At 74.3% G+C, this 22919-nt stretch carries 17 protein-coding genes and 2 pseudogenes; 7 read left to right on the top strand and 12 right to left on the bottom strand.

The annotated features are described in order from the left end of the window. Nucleotides 1–45: 45 nt before the first annotated feature. The 5 genes from DEH69_RS25300 to DEH69_RS25280 form a co-directional block, all read right to left on the bottom strand. Entirely contained in the window at nt 46–1524 is a 1479-nt protein-coding gene (locus DEH69_RS25300) for an MFS transporter (protein WP_113689281.1), read from the bottom strand. Nucleotides 1525–1636: 112 nt separating this feature from the next. Then, nucleotides 1637–2326 (bottom strand): hypothetical protein, encoded by a 690-nt coding sequence (locus DEH69_RS25295; protein WP_258534947.1) that lies wholly within the window; start codon nt 2324–2326, stop codon nt 1637–1639. Continuing rightward, nucleotides 2313–3947 (bottom strand): substrate-binding and VWA domain-containing protein, encoded by a 1635-nt coding sequence (locus DEH69_RS25290; RefSeq protein ID WP_113689280.1) that lies wholly within the window; start codon nt 3945–3947, stop codon nt 2313–2315. The genes DEH69_RS25295 and DEH69_RS25290 overlap by 14 nt, the downstream gene beginning before the upstream one ends. Further along, nucleotides 3944–5131, bottom strand: coding sequence for a toxic anion resistance protein (locus DEH69_RS25285; RefSeq protein ID WP_113689279.1), 1188 nt, complete (start codon nt 5129–5131; stop codon nt 3944–3946). Before DEH69_RS25285 ends, DEH69_RS25290 begins: the two co-directional genes overlap by 4 nt. Before the next feature lie 55 nt (nt 5132–5186). After that, nucleotides 5187–6275, bottom strand: a complete 1089-nt coding sequence (locus DEH69_RS25280) for a hypothetical protein (RefSeq protein WP_181727597.1) — start codon at nt 6273–6275, stop codon at nt 5187–5189. 234 nt (nt 6276–6509) lie between these two features. Between DEH69_RS25280 and DEH69_RS25275 the strand changes: the two genes are divergently transcribed. The 3 genes and pseudogenes from DEH69_RS25275 to DEH69_RS25265 all read left to right on the top strand — a co-directional run bounded on the left by DEH69_RS25275 (nt 6510) and on the right by DEH69_RS25265 (nt 9057). Next, nucleotides 6510–7154: an ABC transporter substrate-binding protein gene (locus tag DEH69_RS25275; RefSeq protein ID WP_258534946.1), complete on the top strand. Its 645-nt coding sequence runs from the start codon at nt 6510–6512 to the stop codon at nt 7152–7154. A 5-nt stretch (nt 7155–7159) separates the two neighbouring features. Continuing rightward, nucleotides 7160–7912, top strand: a pseudogene (locus DEH69_RS25270) (LLM class flavin-dependent oxidoreductase); the annotation flags it as partial. After that, on the top strand, nt 7909–9057 hold the full coding sequence (locus DEH69_RS25265) for an MsnO8 family LLM class oxidoreductase (protein ID WP_113689275.1): 1149 nt from the start codon (nt 7909–7911) through the stop codon (nt 9055–9057). The pseudogene DEH69_RS25270 and the gene DEH69_RS25265, both read left to right, overlap by 4 nt. A gap of 66 nt (nt 9058–9123) precedes the next feature. On the opposite strand, the gene DEH69_RS25260 is transcribed toward DEH69_RS25265, so the two are convergent. After that, nucleotides 9124–11532 carry an excinuclease ABC subunit UvrA gene (locus tag DEH69_RS25260; protein WP_113689274.1) on the bottom strand — a complete coding sequence of 803 codons (2409 nt, stop codon included), beginning with the start codon at nt 11530–11532 and terminating at the stop codon, nt 9124–9126. Between the two features lie 434 nt (nt 11533–11966). Here DEH69_RS25260 and DEH69_RS25255 point away from each other — a divergent pair, with 434 nt between their 5' ends. From DEH69_RS25255 to DEH69_RS25245, 3 genes are read left to right on the top strand one after another with little or no spacing between them, the layout of a single operon-like run. Beyond that, nucleotides 11967–13637 (top strand): IlvD/Edd family dehydratase, encoded by a 1671-nt coding sequence (locus DEH69_RS25255; RefSeq protein ID WP_258534958.1) that lies wholly within the window; start codon nt 11967–11969, stop codon nt 13635–13637. After that, nucleotides 13624–14718 carry a LacI family DNA-binding transcriptional regulator gene (locus tag DEH69_RS25250; protein ID WP_258534945.1) on the top strand — a complete coding sequence of 365 codons (1095 nt, stop codon included), beginning with the start codon at nt 13624–13626 and terminating at the stop codon, nt 14716–14718. The genes DEH69_RS25255 and DEH69_RS25250 overlap by 14 nt, the downstream gene beginning before the upstream one ends. A gap of 10 nt (nt 14719–14728) precedes the next feature. Next, the gene (locus DEH69_RS25245) at nt 14729–15214 is read left to right on the top strand and encodes a hypothetical protein (protein ID WP_113689272.1); all 486 of its coding nucleotides are present in this window, start codon (nt 14729–14731) and stop codon (nt 15212–15214) included. A 52-nt stretch (nt 15215–15266) separates the two neighbouring features. Here DEH69_RS25245 and DEH69_RS25240 read toward each other — a convergent pair whose 3' ends face one another. Then, the gene (locus tag DEH69_RS25240) at nt 15267–15563 is read right to left on the bottom strand and encodes an alpha/beta hydrolase (RefSeq protein ID WP_113689271.1); all 297 of its coding nucleotides are present in this window, start codon (nt 15561–15563) and stop codon (nt 15267–15269) included. A gap of 72 nt (nt 15564–15635) precedes the next feature. Here DEH69_RS25240 and DEH69_RS33120 point away from each other — a divergent pair. Continuing rightward, nucleotides 15636–15893 (top strand): annotated as a pseudogene (locus DEH69_RS33120) (homoserine O-acetyltransferase); the annotation flags it as partial. 63 nt (nt 15894–15956) lie between these two features. Here the strand turns inward: DEH69_RS33120 and DEH69_RS25230 are convergent. The 5 genes from DEH69_RS25230 to DEH69_RS25205 all read right to left on the bottom strand — a co-directional run bounded on the left by DEH69_RS25230 (nt 15957) and on the right by DEH69_RS25205 (nt 22894). Beyond that, nucleotides 15957–17030 carry a DNA topoisomerase IB gene (locus tag DEH69_RS25230; protein ID WP_113689270.1) on the bottom strand — a complete coding sequence of 358 codons (1074 nt, stop codon included), beginning with the start codon at nt 17028–17030 and terminating at the stop codon, nt 15957–15959. A 644-nt stretch (nt 17031–17674) separates the two neighbouring features. Next, complete coding sequence (locus DEH69_RS25220) at nt 17675–18529, bottom strand: DUF4232 domain-containing protein (protein WP_113689268.1); 855 nt, start codon at nt 18527–18529, stop codon at nt 17675–17677. Beyond that, nucleotides 18510–18998 carry an RNA polymerase sigma factor gene (locus DEH69_RS25215; protein ID WP_113689267.1) on the bottom strand — a complete coding sequence of 163 codons (489 nt, stop codon included), beginning with the start codon at nt 18996–18998 and terminating at the stop codon, nt 18510–18512. The genes DEH69_RS25220 and DEH69_RS25215 overlap by 20 nt, the downstream gene beginning before the upstream one ends. A gap of 27 nt (nt 18999–19025) precedes the next feature. Next, nucleotides 19026–20345 (bottom strand): hypothetical protein, encoded by a 1320-nt coding sequence (locus DEH69_RS25210; protein ID WP_113689266.1) that lies wholly within the window; start codon nt 20343–20345, stop codon nt 19026–19028. A gap of 113 nt (nt 20346–20458) precedes the next feature. After that, the gene (locus DEH69_RS25205; RefSeq protein ID WP_147255835.1) at nt 20459–22894 is read right to left on the bottom strand and encodes a SpoIIE family protein phosphatase; all 2436 of its coding nucleotides are present in this window, start codon (nt 22892–22894) and stop codon (nt 20459–20461) included. Nucleotides 22895–22919 lie beyond the last annotated feature (25 nt).

Genomic DNA, 22919 nt, shown 5'->3' with positions numbered 1-22919 from the left:
CCGGGCCGCCCGCGCGCCGTTCGGCGGCCGGAGCCTGGTGCCGCGTCAGCCCTTGAGGCGGGAGAACAGCGGCGGGGAATGGTAGGCGGCGGTGCGGCCGCCGAACCACTCCTGCACCTTCGGGGCGTGCGGGCGCGCGCCGCCGGTGACATAGAGGGCGACGAGAAGCACCGCGCCCCCCGCGACGACGTACATGACGATGGCCACGGTGACCTTGAACCCGTCGGCGATGCCCTCGTCCTCCGCGAGGTGCAGCAGGACCGGCCCCACGAGGAACGCCGCCTCGGAGCGCAGGAGTTCGACGAGCGCGAAGATCGAGCCGATCGCGACCGCGGGCACCGAGAAGCCCGCGAGGAAGAGCGCCGGGGTCACGCCCGCGCCCGCGCCGAAGCCGAGGAAGACCGCGGCCACCGGCACGATGGCCGACGCGTTGCCCGGGGTGAGCGTCAGCAGGATCAGGGCGGCGACGCCGACGCTGAGCAGCCCGGTGAGCGCGAAGAGAGGCGTCCAGCGGGTGAGCACCAGGCGGCGGAAGCAGTAGGACGCCACGAGGATCCCGAGGAGTTGCGCGGTGAGCAGGGAGCCGACCTTGACGGGGCTGTAGCGCGGGACGGCGAGCAGATACGACGCGGTCAGCTCGGTGAGCGTGGTGAACGCCGCCCCCGTGACCATCGCGGCGAGGATGCCGGTGACCGGGAGGGTGTTGCTGATGGGCCTGACCGGCATCAGGGGGTTCGTGGCGCGGTACTGGCCGACGATCAGGATGACGCCGATGAGCACGCCCACGATGACCGGCAGCAGGAAGGCCAGGCTGCCGAATGTGCCGCGGGTCAGCCAGGAGACGCCGAAGAACGGCAGCGCCGTCACGGCGAGGGCCGGGGGGATCGCGAACCAGTCGAACCGCGCCCCTGGCGCGAGCGGGTCGTTGCCCTCGAAGGTCAGGAAGCCGATGAGCAGGCCGACGGCGGCGAGGACGGTGAGCGCGACGAACAGCAGCCGCCAGTCGCCCGCGTCGCCGATGAGCCCGCCCACGAGCGGCCCGAGCGTCACCATGCCGAAGAGGCCGATGCTGACGACCATGGCCGTGGTGGGCAGCTCGTGGATGTTCCTGCGGGTGATCAGCGGCGGCAGCGCGGCGACCAGCAGCATGCCGGTGCACAGGCCCTGGAGGATCAGGCCCGTGGCGAACTGGCCGATGCCCTGGGCGCTCAGCGCCACCACGGTGGCCGCGACGAAGCCGACCTCGCACACGAAGTAGACGCGCCGCCTCGGCCAGCGCTGGGTGAGGTCGGCCGCGGCGACCGCGCCGAACGCGTACCCGGCGTTGGCGAGGCCGACGGCCACCTGGAGCTCGAACGGGGTGGCCGCGAGGTCCCGCATCAGCGTGGGCGCCATCAGGGATGTGGCCGTCGTCAGGACGAGGAAGGGGCAGAGCGCCAGCAGGACGAGGGCCACCGCGGCGGGGTAGCTTCCGGCGAGCGGCACGCCGGTCAGGACTCGCGGCGAGGGGAAGGGGGACCGCATGTCGCCTCCGAGGGGGTGGCCGAACGCCCCGGTCGCGGGACGCGCCGGCTCAGCGTAAGACGCCGTGATCGCGCGATCGGGGAACTGACACGCCGTCACCCAGGTGCCGGGATCAGCCGGGCGCGGGGCCCCCGGTGAGGGGTTCGGGCGGCTCGGGACGGCCGGTCGCGGGCTCCCCCGGGGTCCTGGACTCCAGATAGGTGGTGTGGGTCCGCTGGCGGCGTTCCTGCGACTCGTGCACCGCGGCGGCGACCACGGCCAGCTCGCCGTTCAGCAGCTCGAGTTGCCGCCTGAGGTGGCGTTCGGGCGGGTCGGCCCCCGGCTGGAGCCTGGCCCACCAGCGGGTGCGCTGGTAGGCGTCGAACGCCTCGGGGATGTCGGTGCGCACGGCGCGGCCGAGGATGTGGACGGCCTCGGGGTCGGCGGCGATCTCGTCCGCGACCCAGCCGGGTTCGAGGAGGGCGGCGAGCAGCCCGTCGAGCTCGGCGGCGGGCGCGGTGGCCGCGCCTGGCACGTCGATGTCGGCGATGTAGCCGCGCAGGGCGGCGAAGTCCCCGCGGATCGCGTCCAGTTCGGCGCCCGGGCCCGCGGGGCCCGCGAACGGCGGCGGCGCGGTCCTCTCGGGCGGTGCGATCAGCGCGCCCGCGCCGTAGAGGCCCGCGACCACGAGGGGCCAGTACGCCCCTGCGAGCCCGGTGAACACCGTCGCCAGGCCGACTAGGCCGCACGCGCAGCCCGTGAGGTTCTTGCGCGACTCCAGGTAGGCCAGCGCCCGGGCCGTTCCCCCGCTACTGGTAGCCACGGATCTCCTGGAAGGCGTCGTCGAGCGAGCCGTTGACCGCGTCGAACAGCTCGCCCCCTGTCAGGTCGGCGATCCCCTGGAGCTCGGCCCGGTCGGAGTCGCCGAACAGGATGGTGAACACCGGCACATGCCGCTGGTCCTCGGCCAGCGCCGCGTGGAAGGTCTGGAAGTCGGCGGCGAGGACGTCGTCGCGGTTCTCGCCGTCCGTCATCAGCACGATGGAGGTGAACGCGTCCCGCGAGCCCTCGGCGGACAGCAGCTCGTAGGCGTCCATCAGGCTGGCGTAGATGGCGGTGTCGCCCTCGGCGGTGAGGGCGTCCACGCCCGAGCGGATCCCCGCCAGGGCGTCATCGCGGCCCTCCGCCTCGACGGTCCATGTCTCGGTGGAGACGACCGCGTCGTTGAACGGCATCAGCGTCACCTCCTCGCGGTCCCTGAACCGCTGCCCCGCGGGGTTGTCAGCGCCGGTGAGGCGGCGCAGCGCGTCCTGGAGCGCGGCCAGCCGGTCCCCGGCCATCGAGCCCGAGGTGTCCAGGACGTAGAGCGTGCGGGAGGGGCGACGCAGCTCGCCGTCGTAGGCGTCGAGCAGGCCGTCGGCGACGTCGAGCGAGCCGGGGTAGGGCAGCTCGCGGCGCTGCCCCTGGGGGATGGCGTCCGCGGGCGCGACCTCGCCGGAGACCGGGCGGCGCAGCGTCTCCTGGGTGAGGGCGTGCTGGGCGTCGGCGCCGCGCAGGTACGCGCCGAGGAGGCGCAGCGCCTCGGCGGCCTCGGGCGAGGCGGAGGAGAGGGTGGTGAGCGGGTAGCGGGCGGTGACGACGCCGTCGAGCGGGCGGACGACCTCGACGTCGGCGGTGCCCGCGCGGTCGAGGCTGAGCAGCACGGACTCGTAGTTGATCAACGCGTCCACGTCGTCGCGCTCCTGGAACGCCTCGGCGAGCCAGCCCGACGAGCCCGAGGTGAGGCGTTGCCCCGCGAAGAGCTCCCGCAGCCGCGCGGCGCTGCCCGCGACGTCGTCCGCGGTGAGCGCGGACTGGGCGCCGGAGAGCGCGGAGGTCACCGAGATCAGCGCGCTGTAGCCGGAGTTGGAGCGCGTCGGGTCGGTCATGCCGAACGTCAGGTCGCCCGCGGCGGCGGCCTGATGGACCTGGGACCAGGTGATCTCGTCGGGCTGCCAGCCCAGCCGGTCGAGGGCCCCTGGGCGCAGGCCGAGGGCGACGGGCGAGGTCATGATGGAGGTCTCGGTGAGGATGCGCCGCTCGGCCTCGGGGTGCAGCCGCAGATAGTCGTTGGTGGCGAGCCACACGGCGTCATAGGCGCCGTCGGCCTGGCCCGAGACGACCATGCGGGTGGCGTCGAGGGTGCCGACGCGGGTGATCTCGGCGCGGACGCCGGTCTCGTCGGCGGCCCTCTCCAGCAGGAACTCCATGTCGGCGAGCTCGCTGCCCGCCAGGATCCTGACCGTTTCCGCGGCGGCGACGCCGTCGCCGCCTTCGCCGTTCTCCTCGCCGTCGGAGCCTCCGGTGCAGGCCGTCGCGGCCAGCGCGAGGGCGCCGAGCAGGGCGGCGATCCGGGCGGTGACGCGGGTGGTGACGCGGGTGGTGACGCGGGTGCGCGCTCTCATGCGAGGTCCCCTTCGCGCTGGTCGGCGGCGCGGGAGCGCTCCAGGTGGCCCGCGGCGTTGCCCAGCTCGTCGGACAGGGCGCGGGCGGTGGCCGCCATGGCCTCGGTGGCCTGCGCCTTGTAGGTGTCGATGGTGTCGAGGGTGCGGTAGATCTGCTGGAACGCGGCGCGCAGCGTCTCGGCGCCCACGGCCGGGTCCGCGGCCATCTTCTGGATCTCGCCGCTCTGGGTGGCCAGCATCTCGGCGTTGCCGCGGACCAGTTCCTCGGTGGTGGTGCGCAGGGCGGTGACCTGCTCGCCGACCTTGCGCTGGTTCTCCAGGGCGGCGGAGAGCATGATGCCGATGCGCAGCGCGGTGACGGTGGTGGTGGCGGCGCGGTCGACGCCCTTGATCAGCTCCTCGTTGTTGCGGCGCACGACGTCCATGGCGAGGTAGCCCTGGGCGCAGACCGCGAGCTGGGTCAGCAGGTCCTGGTGCTTCTGGCGGACCGGGAAGAGGATGTCGGCGCGCAGCGCGGTCGCCTGGTCGGGGTCGGTGGCCTCCAGGTGCTCGACGCGGCGTTGCAGCTCGTTGTCCAGCGCCTCGGTGAGGACGGCGTACTCCTGGAGCTTGCCCATGGTGTCCCACAGCCTGGCGCGCTCGGTGTGCATGGTGGCGCTGTCGCGGCGCAGCTCGTCCTGGCCCGCCCGCAGGGTGGCCACGATCTTCTGGAGCGTGCCCTGGGCCGAGGCGTAACGCGCCAGGTGGTCGCGGAACTTGTTCCCGCCGGGCAGCCGGGACAGCAGCCTGCGCACGCCGCCCGACGACGACTCGCGCGGGTCCAAGTCCTCCACGGTGCGGCGCAGGTCGAGCAGCGACGAGGAGACGCGGGCCTGGGCGTCGGCCGCGTCGCCGCCCGCGCCGCGGGACAGCGAGCGGACGCTGCGGTCGAGCATGCGGTTGGACTGCTGGGCCGCGGCGCGCATCTCGGCCGAGCCGAGCGAGGTGACCTCGCCGACGCGGGAGGAGAACTCCGGTGAGCGCGCGTCGAGTTCGGACAGCGAGTCCACATAGCTCGCGGCGCGGCGGCTCAGCTCGTCGCGGGTGTCGGCGTCCAGCGGCACCAGCCCGGACGCCTGCTCGGCGCGGACCGGGGCGACGGGCTCGGGTGGCGTGAGGACCAGTGGGTTCTCGGTGTCGGTCATGGCTCCCCCTCGGTGAAGTCCCGCGCTCGATGAAGTCCCGCGCGGTGGTCGGCGGTCAGCCCTTGGCGCGCTCGGCCATGGCGCGCAGGACGTCGGCGGTGGGCACGGGCGCCTGCCGCACCCCGTCGAGCCCGTCCCTGAGGTAGCCGGAGTGCGCGGCGGCGGCCTCGGTGAACTCGGCGGTGGCGCCCTGTGGCCTGAAGCCGTGCCGCACGGCGAGGCGGCGCAGCTCGGGGTCGTTCGTCAGCACCTCGCCGAGGCGCCGCCCGCCCTCGGTGAGCGGCACCAGGGTGTGGTCGCTCGTCGCCGTGGTGTCCGGGTAGAGCACCACCATGTCGCCCGCGCCCGCGCCGCCGATCAGCAGCGAGGCGACCTGGGACTCGTAGGCGAGGACGAGGGGGTTGCCGATGCCGCTGACGAAGTCGCGGAACGGGCCGTCCGAACTCGACTGCTGGGTGCCCTGGACCTGCACGAGGGCGCGCAGCAGGGGCGCGGTGCGCTCGATGGCGGCGTCGTCGGCGACGACCTGCCCGTCGTTGGCGACGAAGGAGGCGGCGGCCAGGTAGAGCGCGCCCGAGTTGGAGGTGAGCGGGTCGGTGCTCGACACATAGACCGCGCCGCTGAGGCCGTCCCGGGCCTCGGCGCCTTCGAGCTCCTGCCAGGTGCGGCCCTCCTCGACGGCGGCCAGGTAGTCGGCCATCGACAGGCGCCCGACGTTGTCGCCCTCGATCGTGGCAAGACCGCCGGCGGCCAGCACCTCGGCGGCCTGGCGGTGGGCGAGCACCACGAGCGGCGAGTAGAAGGGGCGCAGCGGGGCGCCCACGTCGCCGTGGTCGGCGCGCAGCGCGTCGGCCGGGCCCTGGCTCGAGGGGAACGCGAAGTCGTAGCCCTCGAGGTCCACGTCGTCCATGGCCCACGAGCCGACGGGCTGGGCCCGCACGGTCAGCCCTTCGTCGGCGAGGGCGGCCACCACCTCGGGGTCGGCGAAGAACTCCGCCTTCTCCGAGCCGATCACGCCGCTCACCGTGGCCTGGCCGCCGCCCCCGCCGTCCCCTTCGCCGCCGGTGTCACGGCCGACGACAACCGCGGCGCCGACGCCGGCCAGCAGCAGCACTCCCAGCAGAATCCCCCATACCCGTCTCACGATGTGAAGCTTCCTCAGCCGACGCCACCACCGGGCATCGGGAAGGTGGCCGGGAGGTGAATCGCCCGTCGCGGATCTCAACGGGCGTGCGCGCGGGGCGCGTTGGCCCGATCGGGCACAGGGGGGCGGCTCGGGAGCGCAAGTCGCCAAAGCGCATACATGTGGCTACAAGTAGCCGCAACAACTCGGAGGGAGAGTGGTGCCACCCCGTGTCGAGCCCCAGGGAGTCGCATGATGGCACGCCGCCGTCTCGCCCTGCCCGCAGTCCTCCCGTTCGCCACCGGCGCGCTCGCCGCGACCGGCTGCGGCGCCTCCGAGTCCGGCACGGGCGACGGAGCGCCCGAGGCGGGGGGTGAGCTGACGTTCGCGCTCGCCTCCGACCCCGGCTGTGTCGACCCGCAGCAGCAGGGCAACAACGACGCCATCTACCCGGCGCGGCAGCTGGTCGGCTCGCTGACGGACGAGGACCCGGAGACGGGCGAGATCGTGCCAGGGCTCGCGGAGAGCTGGGAGGTGAGCGAGGACGCGCGCTCCTTCACGTTCCACCTCAGGGGCGACGCGACGTTCAGCGACGGCACGCCCGTGGACGCCGAGGCGGTGCGCGCCAACTTCGACGGCATCGTCGAGCTCGGCGCCAGGGCCGCGCTCGGCAGCGGCTATCTCGCCGGGTACGAGGGCACGGCGGTGGACGACACCCACACCGCGACGGTGACGTTCGCCGAGCCCAACGCCCAGTTCCTGCGCGCCACCACGACGTTCTCGCTCGGGCTGCTCGCCGCCATCCCGGGCGCCGCCGCCCCAGGCGCGGGGGCGGCGGGGCGGCTCACCACGTCACAGGCGGGCCCGGCACATTCGCGGACGGAGAGGCGATCACCATGACCCTGCGGTGGGAGTACCAGGCGGAGAAGTACGAGCTGCTGCGGCGGCTGTGGCGGGAGGAGGACGTCCACCGGGAGGGCGAGTTCCGCCCGCCGCTGCGGGGCGTCACCACCGTGCCGCGCCCCTACGCGGGCCCGCCCGTGGTGTGGCACGGCTCGGCGACCAGCCTGCACTCCCCCGAGCTGGCCGCCAAGCACGGCGACCCGCTCTTCGTGGCCAACGCCGTCCAGCCCAAGGCCGCCTACGCCAGGCTGCTCGCGCACTACCGCGAACGTTTCGCCGCCCGCGGGCACGACCCGGCCACCGCGTTCGTCGGCGCGGGCTCGGGCGGGCTGCTGATCGCCGACACCACGGAGAAGGCCGCCGACCTGTTCCGCGAACGGTACGAGGAGCGCGTCCGGCAGAGCTACAAGCCGCACCTGGCGGGGAAGCCCGGCTACAACACCCCGTTTCGGACCATCGAGGACGCCATCGCCAACGGGCCGCAGCTCATCGGCAGCCCCGAGCGCGTCATCGAGAAGATCCTGGAGAACCACGCCGCCTACCGCCACGACCTGCGATCGGTCACGGTGGACGCGTTCGGGCTCGGCGTCGCCGAGCAGATCGAGCAGTTGCAGCGCTTCGCCGATGAGGTGGCCCCTGTGGTGCGCCGGGAGGCCCCCACCCGGCTGTGGGCCCAGAGCCCGGCCACATCCCAGGAGGCCACATCCCAGGAGGCCACGTCTCAGGAGGCCACGTCTCAGGAGGCATCCGCATGACCTCACCGTCCGGCACCCCCCTGTCCGTGCTCGACCTCTCCCCCGTCCCCTCGGGCGCCACCGGGCGGGACGCGTTGCGCAACAGCCTCGATCTGGCGCGGCGCGCCGAGGAGTTCGGGTACCACAGGTACTGGGTCGCCGAGCACCACTTCGCCGAGGGCGTGGCGTCGTCGGCGCCCGCCGTGCTCATCGCGCTGATCGCCTCGGCGACCCGCACGATCCGGGTGGGCTCGGGCGCGGTGCCGCTCGGGTACTACGCGCCCGTGACGGTCGCCGAGCAGTTCGGGACGCTGTCCGCCGCGCACCCCGGGCGGATCGACCTGGGGCTCGGCCGTTCAGGCCCGGGGCGCGTCAAGGAGTTCAGCGCGCGGCAGACCGCGCCGGGCTCGGGACCCGTGGCGCCCAACCGCGAGGTGCGGGGGCTGATCATCCCGGCCCCCGCGCGCACCCGGTTCGGCGACCCCGCGGTGCGCGAGCGGCTGGCCGCCCAGCAGGCGCTCCTGCACGGCAGGGAGGACGCGGGGAAGGACTACCTCGCGGAGGTGCGGGAGATCCTGGACCTCATCGGCGGCTCGTTCACCACGGGCGACGACCTCGCGCTGCGCGCCCCCGCCGCCGAGGGCGCGGACGCGGAGATCTGGCTGCTTGGGTCGAGCGCGGGCGCCAGCTCGACGGCCGCCGGCGCGCTCGGCCTGCCGTTCGTGGCGAACTACCACGTCAGCCCCTCGTCCGTGCTCGAGACCGTCGACGCCTACCGCGCGGCGTTCGTCCCCACCGCCGAACGGCCGCGCCCGCACGTCATGGTGTCGGCGGATGTCGTGGTGGCACGGGAGCAGGAGACCGCGCGTCGCCTGGCGTCGCCGTACGCCCGCTGGGTGCTGTCCATACGCTCGGGCGCGGGCGCCATCCCGTTCCCGACCCCGGACGAGGCCGCCGCGTTCCCATGGACGGAAGAGCAGCGCGACCTGGTGGCCGACCGGGTGGACACCCAGATCGTCGGGGATCCCGAGACCGTGGTGGAGCGCCTGACCGCGCTGCGCGACGCGACCGGCGCCGACGAGCTGCTGATCACCACGATCGCGCACGACCACGAGGAGCGGGCGCGCTCCTACGAGCTGCTGGCCGAGGCGTGGGCGAAGGGCTGAGCCCCGCGGGGCGCCCGACAGCGCACGGCGGCCCTGAACACGTCCACAACCGCAGGAGGCACCCGCTCAAGCGCCGACGTAGGCCGCGAGGTGTTCGCCCGTGAGGGTGGAACGGGCCGCGACGAGGTCGGCGGGGGTGCCCTCGAAGACGACCAGGCCGCCGTCGTGGCCCGCGCCCGGGCCCAGGTCGACGATCCAGTCGGCGTGCGCCATGACCGCCTGGTGGTGCTCGATGACGACGACTGACGTGCCGGAGTCCACCAGCCGGTCGAGCAGCCCGAGCAGCTGCTCGACATCGGCGAGGTGCAGCCCCGTGGTCGGCTCGTCGAGGACGTAGACGCCGCCCTTCTCCCCCATGCGGGTGGCCAGCTTGAGGCGTTGCCGCTCGCCGCCCGACAGCGTGGTGAGCGGCTGGCCGAGGGTGAGATAGCCGAGCCCGACGTCGGCGAGCCGGTCGAGGATGCGGTGCGCCGCGGGGATGCGGGCCTCGCCCGCGCCGAAGAACTCCTCGGCCTCGGCCACCGGCATCGCCAGCACCTCGCTGATGTCGCGGCCCCCGAGGCGGTACTCCAGGACGGCCGCCTGGAACCGTTTCCCCTCGCACTCCTCGCACGGCGCGGCCACACCGGCCATCATCGCCAGGTCGGTGTAGATGACGCCCGCGCCGTTGCAACTCGGGCAGGCGCCCTCGGAGTTGGCGCTGAACAGCGCGGGCTTCACGCCGTTGGCCCTGGCGAACGCCTTGCGGATCGGGTCGAGCAGCCCGGTGTAGGTCGCGGGGTTGCTGCGGCGCGAGCCGCGGATCGGGCTCTGGTCGATCGCGACCACGCCGTCCCCCGAGGCGGTGACGAGCGACCCGTGCACGAGCGAGCTCTTGCCCGAGCCCGCGACGCCGGTGACCACGACGAGCACGCCGAGCGGGATGTCGACATCGATGTCGCGCAGGTTGTGGGTGGTGGCGCCGCGGATCGGGAGCGCGCCCGCGGGGGCGCGCACCGCCTTCTTGATGACGGCCCGGTCGTCGAAGTGGCGCCCGGTGAGGGTGCCGCTCCTCCTCAGCCCCTCGACGGTGCCCTCGAAGCACACGGTGCCGCCCGCCGTTCCCGCGCCCGGGCCCAGGTCCACGACGTGGTCGGCGATCGCGATCGTCTCCGGCTTGTGCTCCACGACGAGCACGGTGTTGCCCTTGTTGCGCAGCCGCAGCAGCAGGTCGTTCATCCGCTGGATGTCGTGCGGGTGCAGGCCGACGGTGGGCTCGTCGAACACATAGGTGGTGTCGGTGAGCGAGGAGCCGAGGTGGCGGATCATCTTGACGCGCTGCGCCTCGCCGCCTGACAGCGTGCCCGAGGGGCGGTCGAGCGAGAGGTAGCCGAGGCCGATCTCCACGAACGACTCCAGCGTCCGCCCCAGCGTCGCGAGCAGCGGCGCCACGCCCGGCTCGTCGAGGCCGCGGATCCAGGCGGCCAGGTCGCTGATCTGCATCGCGCAGGCGTCCGCGATGCTGATGCCCGCGATCTTCGACGAGCGGGCCGCCTCGCTGAGCCGGGTGCCTCCGCACTCGGGGCAGGCCGTGAACGTGACCGCGCGGTCCACGAACGCCCTGATGTGCGGCTGCATCGCCTCCCTGTCCTTGGACAGGAACGACTTCTGCACCTTGGGGATGAGCCCCTCGTAGGTGAGGTTCACGCCCTCGACCTTGACCTTGGTCGGCTCGCGGTGGAGGAAGTCGTTCAGCTCCTTCTCGGTGAAGTCGCGGATGGGCTTGTCGGGGTCGAGAAAGCCGGACTCGGCGTAGAGCCGCACGGTCCAGAAGCTGTCCGACTTCCAGCCGGGGATGGTGAAGGCGCCTTCGGCGATCGACTTGGAGTCGTCGTAGAGCTGGGTGAGGTCGATGTCGGAGACCGTGCCGCGACCCTCGCAGCGCGGGCACATGCCGCCGGTGCGCGTGAACGTCTGCTTCACCGTCTGCCTTGCGCCGCGCTCGACGGTGATCGCGCCGCTGGCCCTGACGGAGGGGACGTTGAACGCGAACGCGTTGGGCGAGCCGATGTGGGGCCGCCCGAGGCGGCTGAAGAGGATGCGCAGCATCGCGTTGGCGTCGGTGGCGGTGCCGACCGTGGAGCGGGGGTCGGCGCCCATCCGCTGCTGGTCGACGATGATCGCGGTGGTCAGCCCCTCCAGGACGTCCACGTCGGGGCGGGCGAGCGTCGGCATGAACCCCTGGACGAACGCGCTGTAGGTCTCGTTGATCATCCGCTGTGACTCGGCGGCGATCGTGTTGAAGACCAGGGAGCTCTTGCCCGATCCCGAGACGCCCGTGAACACCGTCAGTCGGCGCTTGGGGATCTCGACGCTGACGTCCTTGAGGTTGTTCTCGCGCGCGCCGTGCACGCGGATCACATCATGGTGGTCGGCGACGTGCGGCGACGGCGACGCCGCCCTCTCCGCCCTCTCCGCTCCCGGGGTCTCGCTCATCGTCTCTTCTCCTCTGTCGCGCCTGCGCGTACGGTGCGCTCGGGCGGGCCCTGGCCGGTGTCCGTCACGGTAGGTGAGGGCGCGGGAGGCCGCTTCTCGATTCCTGATCGGTCCCCTGCGGGGAGCTCGCGGGCGGCTCGCGGGCGGCTCGCGGGCGGCTCGCGGGCGACTACGGAGGGGCCATCGCGGCCGCGCCCACACCCGACCCCGCCCCCGAAAGTTTCGGAGCCACTTCGAGGCGCCCACGGGGCCGAGCGGGCGCGCCTCCGGGGCCGGGAACTGCCGCGACCATTGACGTAGTTCACGCCCCTCACTAGCGTGACCGGCGCCGGGAGCGGCCGAAACTTTCGTCGGGGAGAGGCGGGACCGTGGTGAGCAGCGGTGAGGGCGGGCGGCGCAGCGCGCAGTGGTTCGGCGCGGAGGGCAGGTCGGGGATGATCTACCGGTCCTGGATGCGCAACCAGGGCTTCGGGGCCGAGGTCTTCGACGGCAGGCCGGTCATCGGCATCGCGTCCACATGGTCGGAGCTGGCCCCGTGCAACGCGCATCTCGACCGGGTCGCCGAGGCGGTCAAGCGCGGGGTGTGGCAGGCGGGTGGCTTCCCGCTGGAGTTCCCCGTGATGGCGACGGGCGAGACGCTGATCAGGCCGACGGCGATGTTCTACCGCAACCTGCTCGCGCTCCAGGCCGAGGAGCTGATCCGGGCCAACCCCCTGGACGGCGTGGTGCTGCTCTCGGGCTGCGACAAGACGACGCCGGGGCTGCTCATGGGCGCGGCCAGCGTGGACCTGCCCGCCGTGATGGTGACGGGCGGGCCGATGCTCAACGGCAAGTACCGTGGCCAGGACGTGGGTTCGGGCACGCATGTGTGGAAGTTCGAGGCCGAGATGAAGGCCGGGCGGATGACCGCGGCGGAGTGCGCGGTCGCCGAGGGCTGCATGGCGCGTTCCAACGGGCACTGCATGACCATGGGCACCGCCTCCACCATGGCGTGCGTGGCCGAGGCCCTGGGCATGCAGCTGCCGGGCTCGGCGACGTGGCCCGCGGTGGACGCGCGCCGTTTCGAGGTGGCGCAGGAGGCGGGGCGGCGCATCGTGGCCATGGTCGACGAGGACCTGCGGCCGAGCGCGATCATGACCAGGGCGGCGTTCGAGAACGCGATCCGCGCCAACGCCGCGATCGGCGGCTCGACCAACGCGATCGTGCACCTGCTCGCGCTGGCCGGGCGGCTCGGCGTCGAGCTGGCGCTCGACGACTTCGACGCGCTGGCCAGGCCCGTTCCCACCGTGGTGAACCTGATGCCGTCGGGGCGCTTTTTGATGGAGGACTTCTGCTACGCGGGCGGCCTGCCCGTCGTGCTGCGCCAACTGGCCGAGGCGGGGCTGCTGAACGCGGACGCCACGACGGTCACCGGGGCGTCGATCGGGGAGAACGTCGCGGGCGCCGAGTGCTTCGACGAGGAGGTCATCACGCCGCTCGGGGCGCCGTTCCAGCCCGCGGGGACCGGCACCGCGGTGCTGCGCGGGAACCTGTGCCCCGGCGGCGCGGTGATCAAGCAGTCGGCCGCGTCGCCCGAATTGCTCACGCACCGGGGGCGCGCCGTGGTGTTCGACTCGCCCGAGGAGTACCACGCGGTGTGCGACGACCCGGAGACGGACATCGCGGCGGACGACGTGATCGTCATCAGGGGCGCGGGCCCGCGCGGCTACCCCGGCATGCCGGAGGTGGCCAACGTTCCGCTGCCCGCCAAGCTGCTCAAGGCGGGCGTCACCGACATGGTGCGGGTGTGCGACGGGCGGATGAGCGGCACGGGCTATGGCACGGTCGTCCTGCATGTCACGCCCGAGGCGGCCGTGGGCGGCCCGCTCGCCCTGGTGCGCACCGGCGACATCATCGAACTCGACGTGCCCGGGCGTTCGTTGACCCTCGATGTGCCGGACGACGAGCTGGCGCGGCGGCGTGCGGCGTGGCAGGAGCCGCCCGCCGCGGCCAACTCGGGGTACGCGTGGCTGTACACCGAGCATGTCCTCCAGGCGGACCGGGGCGCGGACTTCGGCTTCCTCGCGGGCGCGCGCGGCGCGGCGGTGCCGCGTGAGTCGCACTGAGCCCGCGCGCCCGCCCGCCGAACGGCGGGTGACGATCGCGGAGATCGCCGCCGAGGCGGGCGTCTCCGAGGCCACGGTGAGCAAGGTGCTCAACGGGCGTGACGAGGTGGCGCCCGCGACCAGGACCCGGGTGCGTGAGCTGCTTGAACGCCGCGGGTACCGGCGTCGTGGGCCGCGCCGCGCGGACCGGAGGGGGGCTTCAGGCCGTTCGAGGCTGATCGACCTGGTGATCTCCGAGCTGGATTCCCCCTGGTCCACCGAGCTGTTGCGGGGCACGGAGCGGGAGGCGCGGCGGCACGGCGCCGAGCTGGTGGTCACCGTGGCCGATGGCGGCCCCGCGGACGGCGCGTGGCTCGAACGGGTCGCGGGGCGCGGCTCGGACGGGGTGCTGCTGGTGCTCTCGCCGCCGCCGTCCGCGGCGGCGCGGCGGCTGGCGGCGCTCGGGACGCCGTTCGTCCTGGTGGACCCGGTGGGCGGGTTCGACCCCGCGGTGCCGACGGTCGGGGCCACCAACTGGGCGGGTGGGCTCGCCGCGACCGAGCACCTGATCGGGCTGGGCCACCGGCGCGTCGGGATCGTCACCGGGCCGCCCGAGCTGGTGTGCGGGCAGCAACGCCTCGACGGCTACCGCGCGGCGCTCGCCCGTGCAGGGATCGCGTTCGACCCGGCGCTGGTGCGGCACGGCGACTTCCGCCCCGAGGGCGGGGCGCGGGGGGCGGCGGCGCTGCTCGACCTGGCCGAGCCGCCGACGGCCGTGTTCGCGGGGTCCGACCTCCAGGCGAGCGGCGTCTACGCGGAGGCGCACCGCAGGGGGCTGCGCCTCCCCGACGAGCTGAGCGTGGTCGGCTTCGACGACGTGGCGCTGTGCGGCTGGGTCTCGCCCCGGCTGACGACGGTGCGCCAGCCGCTGGCCGAGATGGCGCGCGTCGCGGTGCGGACGGTGCTCGCGCCGCGTGGCGACGGGCCCGATGGCACCCCGCGCATCGAGCTGGCCACCAGCCTGGTGGTGCGCGAGAGCACCGCGCCGCCGCACCCGCCCCTCCGGGGTGGAAGCATGGGCCGCGACGGGGGCGGCTCATGAGGAGGTGGCGATGGCCTGGCGGTCGCTCGCGGTGTTCGACCTGGACGGGACGCTGACGGACACGCGCCACCGGCTGCGTTTCCTCGAACGCGCTCCCCGCGACTGGGACGCGTTCTTCGCCGCCGCGGCCGACGACCCGCCGCTGGCGCGCGGCGTCGCGCTGGCCGTCGAACACGCCGCGACGAGCGACCTGGCCTATGTCACCGGGCGGCCCGAGGGCCTGCGCGGGGCGACGCGCGACTGGCTGGGCGCCCATGGCCTGCCGCCGGGCGAGCTGCTGATGCGGCGCGACGGCGACCGCCGCCCGGCGCGCGTCACCAAGCCCGAGCTGCTGCGGCGGCTGGCGCGCGGCCGGGAGGTCGCGGTCGTGGTGGACGACGACGTGCTGGTGTGCGACGCCTACCGCCGCGCGGGCTTCCGCGTCGTGCACGCCGACTGGATGGGCACCGCGCCGACGGTCCTCGAAGAGGCCCAGGAGAACGAGGGCCGCACCTGAACCGCCGCCCTGAGCACGGGCGTTCCCCTGACCGTTTGATGTCTCATGAACGCTAGAGAACGCCGCCCGTGAGGTAGCCGGAGTCGGCGCCGAGCGGCACGCGGGGGCTGGGGCCCGCGTCGTTGAGGGAGCCCGGCAGCGGTCGCGGCCCTTGGCCCGCCTCGTCGGCGGCCACCACGCGGTAGCCGTCGAACGCCAGGCGGCGGCCCAACCGCTCGTACACGCCCGGGTGTTCGCCCCGGCCCGGCAGCACGACGACGGTGCCGCGCGGGGCGGTGCCGGGCGGGGCGGTGCCGGGCGGGGGGTTCCAGCGGTGGTCCCAGAAACGCGGAGCCGGATCGGGGGTCACGGCGTGCCTTTCGCGAAAGGTCGGGAGAGGACGAGGCGGTCGGGCGAAGGGAGCGTCCTGACCGGCGGCGACCCGGCGCGCGGGGGCCGTTACCGGGTGGCGTCGTGTCTGGACCACCACGCGGCCAAGCTGGTGCGGAGGTTCGACGCGGGCAGCTATGTGGTGCTCACCGAGGCGATGAACGCGCACGACGTGGGGCGCGGGCGCGGCGGGCTCGCCGCGGCGCTGCGCCGGGTGACGGCGCGGACGCTGGTGGCGGGCGTGGACTCCGACCGGCTGTACCCGTTCGCGCGGCAGCGGGAGCTGGCCGACGGCATCCCGGGCGCCGACCCCGCGCCCGTGCCGCACGCCGGGGTGACCTGTGCGTCGGTGACGCACGCGCTCGGGCGGGGATCAGCCGAGCGGGGGGCGCCCGGTGCGGAGCATGGTGAGGACGGCCTGCTCGACGGGGCCTTGCGTGGCGGGGGTGCCGATCACCGCGTGGGAGCCGAGGCGGTGGAGGACGGGCTCCATGGTGACGCCGTCCTCGTAGAGCTCGATGACGCGAGGGTTGATGTAGGAGGCGCGGCACACGGCCGGGGTGTTGCCGAGGTAATCGGCGACCTCGCGCACGGCGCGCGTGATGGCGCGGCGGCGGGCCGTCTCGCTCCGGGCGGCGTGGCCGGAGACGGCGAGCCCGACGGCGGCGAGCACCGTGCCGTGCCATGTGCGGAAGTCCTTGGCGGTGACGTCGACCCCGCCGAGCTCCCGCAGGTAGGCGTTGAGCTCGTCGCCCGTGACGTCGTGCCAGGCGCGGTCGCGCCAGTACGCCAGCAGCCGCTCGCCGCCGCCGCGGCGGCGCTTGAGCGCGGTGACGGCGCGGCACACCTCGGGGTCGATCACCGCCTGGTCCTGCTGCCGCCCGTGCTTGCCCGGGTAGGTGAACGTGACGCGGCTCGGACCGCAGCGGACGTGGCCGCGCAGCAGGGTGGTCAGCCCGTAGGTCTGGTGCCGATCGGTGTAACGCTCGCTGCCGATGCGGAAGAAGCCCATGTCGAGCAGGCGCATGGCGCTGCCGAGCACGCGCTCCGCGGTCAGGCCGCGCTGGCCGAGATGGCCGCCAGCCGCCTCGCGGATGCGGGGCAGCGCCTCGGCGACGTCGAGCACATGGGCGTGCTTGGCCCGCTCCTGCTCGGCGCGGAACTGCGCGTGGTACAGGTACTGGCGGCGGCCCGCGGCGTCGGTGCCGACGGCCTGGAGGTGGCCGTTGGGGTGGGCGCAGATCCACACGTCGCGCCAGGCGGGCGGGATGACCAGGGCCTTGATGCGTTCGAGCGCCGCCGCGTCCCGCAGCGTGCGCCCCGCGGCGTCCAGGTAGCGGAAGCCGCGCCCGTGGTGCCTGCGCAGGAAGCCGGGGTCGGTGGGGCGGGTGTGCCGCAGCCTGGTCGGCCGGGCGCGGGGCGCCGAGGTGTCTGCGGGCTCATGCATGGGGAAGCCGCTCCCAGCACACGTTCGAGAGGGGGAACGCCATGGGGTCGCCGCCGCGGCGGCCTGCCCACCGTAGTCGGCGCGGCCGCGGGGCGCGTACCTGACACGCGGACGCGGCCGACGCGCCGCGGCTCGGCGGCGGAACTTGGGCCGTGCGGGCGCTGTCGGCGCGGGGCGCGCTGCGCGCCTCGGTGGGCGCGGCGGACGTCGACCGGCTGCTCACGGTCCGGTGGGCTGGCCCTTCGGCACGCGTCGCCCGCGTTCCTGCCGCGGCTCGCCGCGCCTCCCGGGCTGGTGCGCGGCGTGGTCGCCACCCCCGAGTTCGAGGTGCGCGAGGTGGCCGATGGGCGCCCGCTGATGACGCTGCCGCCCGAGCGCGAACCCCCGGGGGAACGGCTCGCGCGGCACGGCGTCCGCCACCTACGGTCGCGGCTGCGCCCGTTCGGCGAACGGTCCCGGCCAGCGACGAGAGCTGCCGTTTACCGGGACGGCCGGTCACCCGACGCCCCCTCCCCCGTAGGTGCCATCACTGACCCGCACCCCACCACACCAGACACCCGGCCGACGGCGAACGGGAGGACGTCCAGCCATGAGCCGCCCCACGGCACAACCCGCGCGGGAAGCGGGAAGCGCGAGGCGCGCCCCTATGCGGGCGCCTCGTAGACGACGGTGACCGCGAGCAGCGCGACGCCGTCGTTCGCGCAGGCCGTCAGCCCGTCGAACGGCAGGAACAGGGCCTCGGTCTCGTCCGGGGGGAAGACCCGCAGGCCACCGGCGGGTTCGGGCTCGCAGTCCTCGGCCGGGTAGTTCTCCGCGGTGCCCACCCTGAGGTCGGCGAGCGCGGCCTCGCCCGGCGCCAGCTCGACCGGGACGGCCTGGCCGCGCTCCTCGCCACGCCGCGCCGGTGCCCCGACCCGCTCGCCCCCGCCCTCCGCGCTGGTCAGCGAGACGCCGGGGTAGCCGACCAGCGCGCACGTCACCTCGCCCTCGTTGGTGAACTCCAGCGGGATGGTGAGCGAGCCCGCCGCGCCGTCGGGCTGCCCCGCGGCCAGGGCGAGCGCGGCGCTCGCGCACGCGGGGGTGGCCGGGGGCGAGCCCTCGGCCGATGGGGCGCCCTCGGTGGTCGGCGGCGGCTGTTCGTCATCGGGCACAGGATCGGTCGGCGCGGTGGGCTCGGCGGGGGCGGACTCCTCGGGCTCGGCGGGGGCGGTCGTTCCCGCCGTGTCGCGGTCCCGCTCGGGCGCGGGCCCACCGTCGGCCACGGGCGGGCCCGGCGCCTCGTCGCCCCCGCGGGTCAGGCCGAGCAGCGCGGCCGAGCCCGCGACGCACACCGCGGCGGCCACGCCCGCGGCCGCCACCCCGCGGCGGCGCCGCGCCGCGGCGCGGCGACGGGCCTCGGCGAACGCGCCGGGCGGCGGTGCCAGCGGGGACACCGGCGCACCGAAGACCTCGGTGAGCTCGGACGGCTCGGGGCCGCCCTCATGGCGTGGTGATGTCATGCAACCCCCTCAGGGCGCTCCGCAGTCGTTGTCGGGCTTGGTGAAGGTCGCTCTTGACGGTGCCGGGCCTGCGGCGGAGGACCGAGGCGATCTCGTCCACCGGCAGCCCGGCGTAGTAGTACAGAAGAACCGGCACGCGCAGCCGCTCGGGCAGCGACTCCACCAGGGAGCGCACATCCATGCCCTGGTCGGCGGCCGGGGCGTGCTCGCGGCTTTCGGCGCTCAGGTGCCGGGTGGTGCGGCGTTCGCGCTCGCGGGTGCGCCAGTGGTCCTTGACCAGGTTGGCGGCCACGCTGAACAGGTATGACTCGGGGCTGCGCACGGTGCCCCAGCGGGACCAGAGCCGGGTGAACGCCTCGGACGCGATGTCGTGCGCCACCGCGTCGCCGTCCACGAGGCCGCGGCACCAGCCCGCGAGCCGGGGATAGAAGTCCTCGAAGAGCCGCTCCGCCTCGCGCTCCCCGCTCATATCTCCGCCCTCATGACCGAACCCCCGCTATCCCGTCACCACCGTCTCCCATCCCGCCATGGGACTCTCGCCCACCGCAAGGCCCTGGAGGTTGGCGACGACCTGGGGATCCTGGACCTCGAGCCAGTCACAGAGCTGGCGGAACGAGACGAAGCGCACGTCGGGGCGGCTCGCCATCTCGCGCAGCGCGTCTTCCACCGCGTCCATGTAGATGCCGCCGTTCCACTGCTCGAAGTGATTGCCGATGAACAGTGGCGCGCGATTGGAATCGTATGCCCGCTCGAACCCGGCGACGAACGCGCCCCTCGCCTCCTCGCGCCACGTGGCGTGGAGCGCGGGGTCGCCGTCGGTGGCGCCGCCCGACTGGTTGGCGAGCATGCTGTAGTCCATCGACAGCACCTCGAAGTCGTGCCCGGGGAACGGAACGGTCTGGAGCGGGAAGTCCCACGGTCCCTCGGCGCTGCGCACCGGCCAGGTCTGAAGGCCGCCGGGCGAGCTGGCGTCGTAGCGCCAGCCCAGCTCGGCGGCGACGGGCAGGAGCGCGGACTGGCCGAGCAGGCAGGGCGTTCGGCCGCCGACCAGCTCCTCGCGGTAGTCGAACGGCAGCGGGTCGAGGTCGTCGAAGCCGGTGTGGGTGCGCCACTCGGTGACGAACGCGACGGCCTGGTCGATCTCGTCGCGCCAGTCGTCCGCGGTCCAGTGCTCGACCGAGCCCGCGCCCCCGCAGAAGTGGCCATTGAAGTGGGTGCCTATCTCGTGCCCTTCGAGCCACGCGGTGCGCAGCCTGACGATCGTCTCGCGGATGTGGTCGTCGGTGAGGTAGCCGATGTCCGAGGCGCCGACGGGGTTGTTCGGGGGCACGTAACGCCGCGCCCGCGCCTCGGGCAGCAGATAGAGCCCCGAGAGGAAGAACGTCATGGCCGCGCCGAGGTCGCGGGCCAGGTCGAGGAAGCGGTCGAACTGGCCGTCCCCGAGCGCCGCAGCGCCGTCCCACGAGACGACCACGAACTGCGGCGGCCGTTCGCCCCTGGCCAGCCGCTCCGGCTCGGGCTGGTGCGGCTGGGGCCCGGTGTCGGCGGTCGAACCGTCGCCGATGAGGCGGGGGTTGTCGACGCTCGGTCCCGGCTCTGGCTCTGGCTCGGGCCCTGGCTCGGGGCCCGGGCTCGGCTCGGGGTCGCCGCCGCCAGGCCGGTCCGCGGCGTTGGCCGAGCCCTCCGTGCCCCTGAGGTAGCGGGTCAGCGCGTAGCCGCCGCCCGCGCCGATGACGCCGAGGGCGCCAAGGCGCAGGACGGTTCTGCGGCCGGTCGCCCGGTGCCGTTCTTCGTCGTGGTGCCGAGGGGAACCCATGAGGCGGCTCGCTTTCTGTCGCACGGCGCGCGGTGGAGACCGCGACACCGCATCGACCCGGCGGCCGCCCCATCGGTTGTCACAGCTGTGCAACAGGCCGAAGGGGGCGCGCCTCACTCCCCCTCGAAGGGCTGCTCGGTCCAGATCGTCTTGCCGCTCGGGGTGTAGCGGCTGCCCCAGCGGTGGGCCAGCTGCGCGACCAGGAAGAGGCCGCGACCCCCCTCGTCCGTCGAACGCGGGCTGCGCAGGTGCGGCTGCGTCTCGCTGGGGTCGGACACCTCGACGATCAGCGTCTCGTCGCGGATGAGCCGCAGGCCGACCGGCCCCCCGGCCCAGCGGATCGCGTTGGTCACCAGCTCGCTGACGATCAGCTCCGTCGAGAACGCGTTGGCCGCGAGCCCCCACTCCGTCAGCTGCCGCGTGACCGCGACGCGCGCGTCGCCCACCACCGCGGGGTCCGCGGGGTACGTCCACGACGCCACCATGCCGTCGGGCAGCGCCTGCACGCGCGCGACGAGCAGCACGACGTCGTTCGCCGGGGAGCGGGCCGGTTGCAGCGCGTCGAGCACCGCCTGCCCGATCTCCGCGGGCAAGCCATCGGCGCCGTGCCCCGCCAGGATGTCCCTCAGCCGCTCGATGCGCTGCTCGGACGTCTCCGCGGGGACGCCATGGCGCGGCTCCCCCGTCGGCTCGGCCACCAGCTCGTCGTTGAACATCACCAGCGTGCTCCCCGGCGCCAGGCTCAGCCGCGCCAGCTCGAACGGGGCCGCGCCGACGCCGAGCACGGGGCCCGGCTTGAGCGGCGCGGGCTCGGGCCGCTCGCCGGGGAGCACGATCATCGGCGGCTGCCGCCCGGCCGCCGCCATCTCGCACTCGCGGGTCACCGGGTCGTACACGCAGTACAGGCACGTGGCGCCGACCGCGCCCGCGCTGCCCTCGACGTGCGGCTCCACGTCCGCGAGCCTGATGGCCAGGTCGTCCAGGCGCGTCAGCAGCTCGTCGGGCGCCAGGTCGAGGTCGGCGAGCGTCTGCACGGCGGTGCGCAGCCGCCCCATCGTGGCCGCCGCCGCGAGGCCGTGCCCGGCCACGTCGCCCACCACGAACGCCACGCGCGCCGACGACAGCGGGATGACGTCATACCACGTGCCGCCGAGCCCGGCCGCCGTCCCCGCGGGCACATAACTCCCGGACGTCTGCGCCGCCTTGAGGTCGAAGACCGGCTGCGGCAGCAGGTTGCGCTGAAGCGTCTCCACCGTTCTGCGCTCCCGCAGGTACCGGCGCGCGTTGTCCAGGCCGAGCGAGGCGCGCGACCCCACCTCCTCGGCCGTGTCCGCGTCCTCGCGCTCGAACGGGCCCGAGCGCGAGTAGCGCCACAGCGCCACCACCCCAAGCGCCAGGCCCCTGGCCCGCAGCGACACGACCATGAGCGACCCCGGCTCGGGCGGCACCAGCGAACGCCCCTCCACCGCGGTCGCCGACGCGCCCCCCGTGGTCCGCACCCACAGGTCCTCGCGACGCGGCTCGAGCGTCGCGGGCCTCTCGTAGCGGCCGATGCCCCGCGCGTGCTCGACGCGGAAGGACGCCCCCACCGGGATCACCTCGTCGGGCCACCGCCCGCGCGCCGACGCCCCCGCCACCCGCCGTGTCGGCACGCCGAACGTCACCTGCCCGGGCTCGTCCCCCTCCAGGACCGCCTCGGACAAGTCGACGGCCACCAGGTCGGCGAAGTCGGGGACGAGGACGCGCGCCAACTCGTCGGCCTCCTTGGCCACATCGAGCGAGACGCCGATGCGCTGCGCCGCCGAGTGCAGCAGCGCGACCCGCCGCCTGGAGCGGTGTTGCTCGGTCACATCAGCGAACACGCTGGCCACGCCGATCAGTTGCCCCCGGCCGCCGTCCAGGGGCAGCGACGAGAGCGACAGCACCCGCTCGCGTTCGGGCGTCCGCTTCAGGCGGGCCGACTGCTCGTAGTTGACCTGGGGCTCCCCGGTGGCCGCCACGCCGCGCAGGCGTTCCAGGATGGCGTCCGCGTCCTCGGGGACGATCAGCTCGTCGAGCGGCTGCGGCAGCGGGCGTTCCACCATGGGCTCGCCGTGCGGGGGGAACGCGCCGGACGGCAAGCTCAGGCGCGTGACGCGCAGGTCCGCGTCGTGGATGACCATGCCGATGTTCGCCTGCGAGAACAGCGACCGCACCACCGCCTCGTCCTCGTCCTCCCGGCACGCGGCCGACTCCGCCGCCATCATCACCACGTGCCGAGCCCCGTTCCCCTCGGGCACCGCGAGCACGTCGAGCCGCACCCGTATCGTGCGCCCGTCGGGGCGGCTCAGCTCGGCGGTGAGCGGGTCGAAGCGCCCGGCGAGCGTCTGCCACGGGGCGGGCGCGCGCACCACCTCGTCCAGGGGGCGGCCGTGCAGCCGGGACGGCGGACGCCCCGTCAGGGTCTCCGTGCCCGGCGTGGTCGCCAGCACCTCGCCGTCCACGCCGAGCACGAGCACGACAAGGCCGCTGCCTGGCACGGGCGGGGACGGGGGCGAGGGAGTACTCACGTCCTCACTGTCGCGGACCCGAGGG

It is taken from the genome of Streptomyces sp. PT12, from assembly GCF_003311645.1.
Lineage (GTDB): Bacteria > Actinomycetota > Actinomycetes > Streptomycetales > Streptomycetaceae > Streptomyces.
The sequence above is the reverse complement of the archived record's forward strand: the minus strand, read 5'-3'. Positions and strand labels throughout refer to the sequence as shown.

Bases quoted from the DNA above. Each gene is read 5' to 3' on its own strand.
- DEH69_RS25290 (WP_113689280.1), bottom strand. From the start codon at position 3,947: ATGAGAGCGCGCACCCGCGTCACCACCCGCGTCACCACCCGCGTCACC.
- DEH69_RS25215 (WP_113689267.1), bottom strand. From the start codon at position 18,998: ATGAGCGGGGAGCGCGAGGCGGAGCGGCTCTTCGAGGACTTCTATCCC.
- DEH69_RS25265 (WP_113689275.1), top strand. From the start codon at position 7,909: ATGACCTCACCGTCCGGCACCCCCCTGTCCGTGCTCGACCTCTCCCCC.
- DEH69_RS25300 (WP_113689281.1), bottom strand. From the start codon at position 1,524: ATGCGGTCCCCCTTCCCCTCGCCGCGAGTCCTGACCGGCGTGCCGCTC.
- DEH69_RS25275 (WP_258534946.1), top strand. From the start codon at position 6,510: ATGGCACGCCGCCGTCTCGCCCTGCCCGCAGTCCTCCCGTTCGCCACC.
- DEH69_RS25245 (WP_113689272.1), top strand. From the start codon at position 14,729: ATGGCCTGGCGGTCGCTCGCGGTGTTCGACCTGGACGGGACGCTGACG.
- DEH69_RS25230 (WP_113689270.1), bottom strand. From the start codon at position 17,030: ATGCATGAGCCCGCAGACACCTCGGCGCCCCGCGCCCGGCCGACCAGG.
- DEH69_RS25220 (WP_113689268.1), bottom strand. From the start codon at position 18,529: ATGACATCACCACGCCATGAGGGCGGCCCCGAGCCGTCCGAGCTCACC.
- DEH69_RS25255 (WP_258534958.1), top strand. From the start codon at position 11,967: ATGATCTACCGGTCCTGGATGCGCAACCAGGGCTTCGGGGCCGAGGTC.
- DEH69_RS25210 (WP_113689266.1), bottom strand. From the start codon at position 20,345: ATGGGTTCCCCTCGGCACCACGACGAAGAACGGCACCGGGCGACCGGC.
- DEH69_RS25260 (WP_113689274.1), bottom strand. From the start codon at position 11,532: ATGAGCGAGACCCCGGGAGCGGAGAGGGCGGAGAGGGCGGCGTCGCCG.
- DEH69_RS25285 (WP_113689279.1), bottom strand. From the start codon at position 5,131: ATGACCGACACCGAGAACCCACTGGTCCTCACGCCACCCGAGCCCGTC.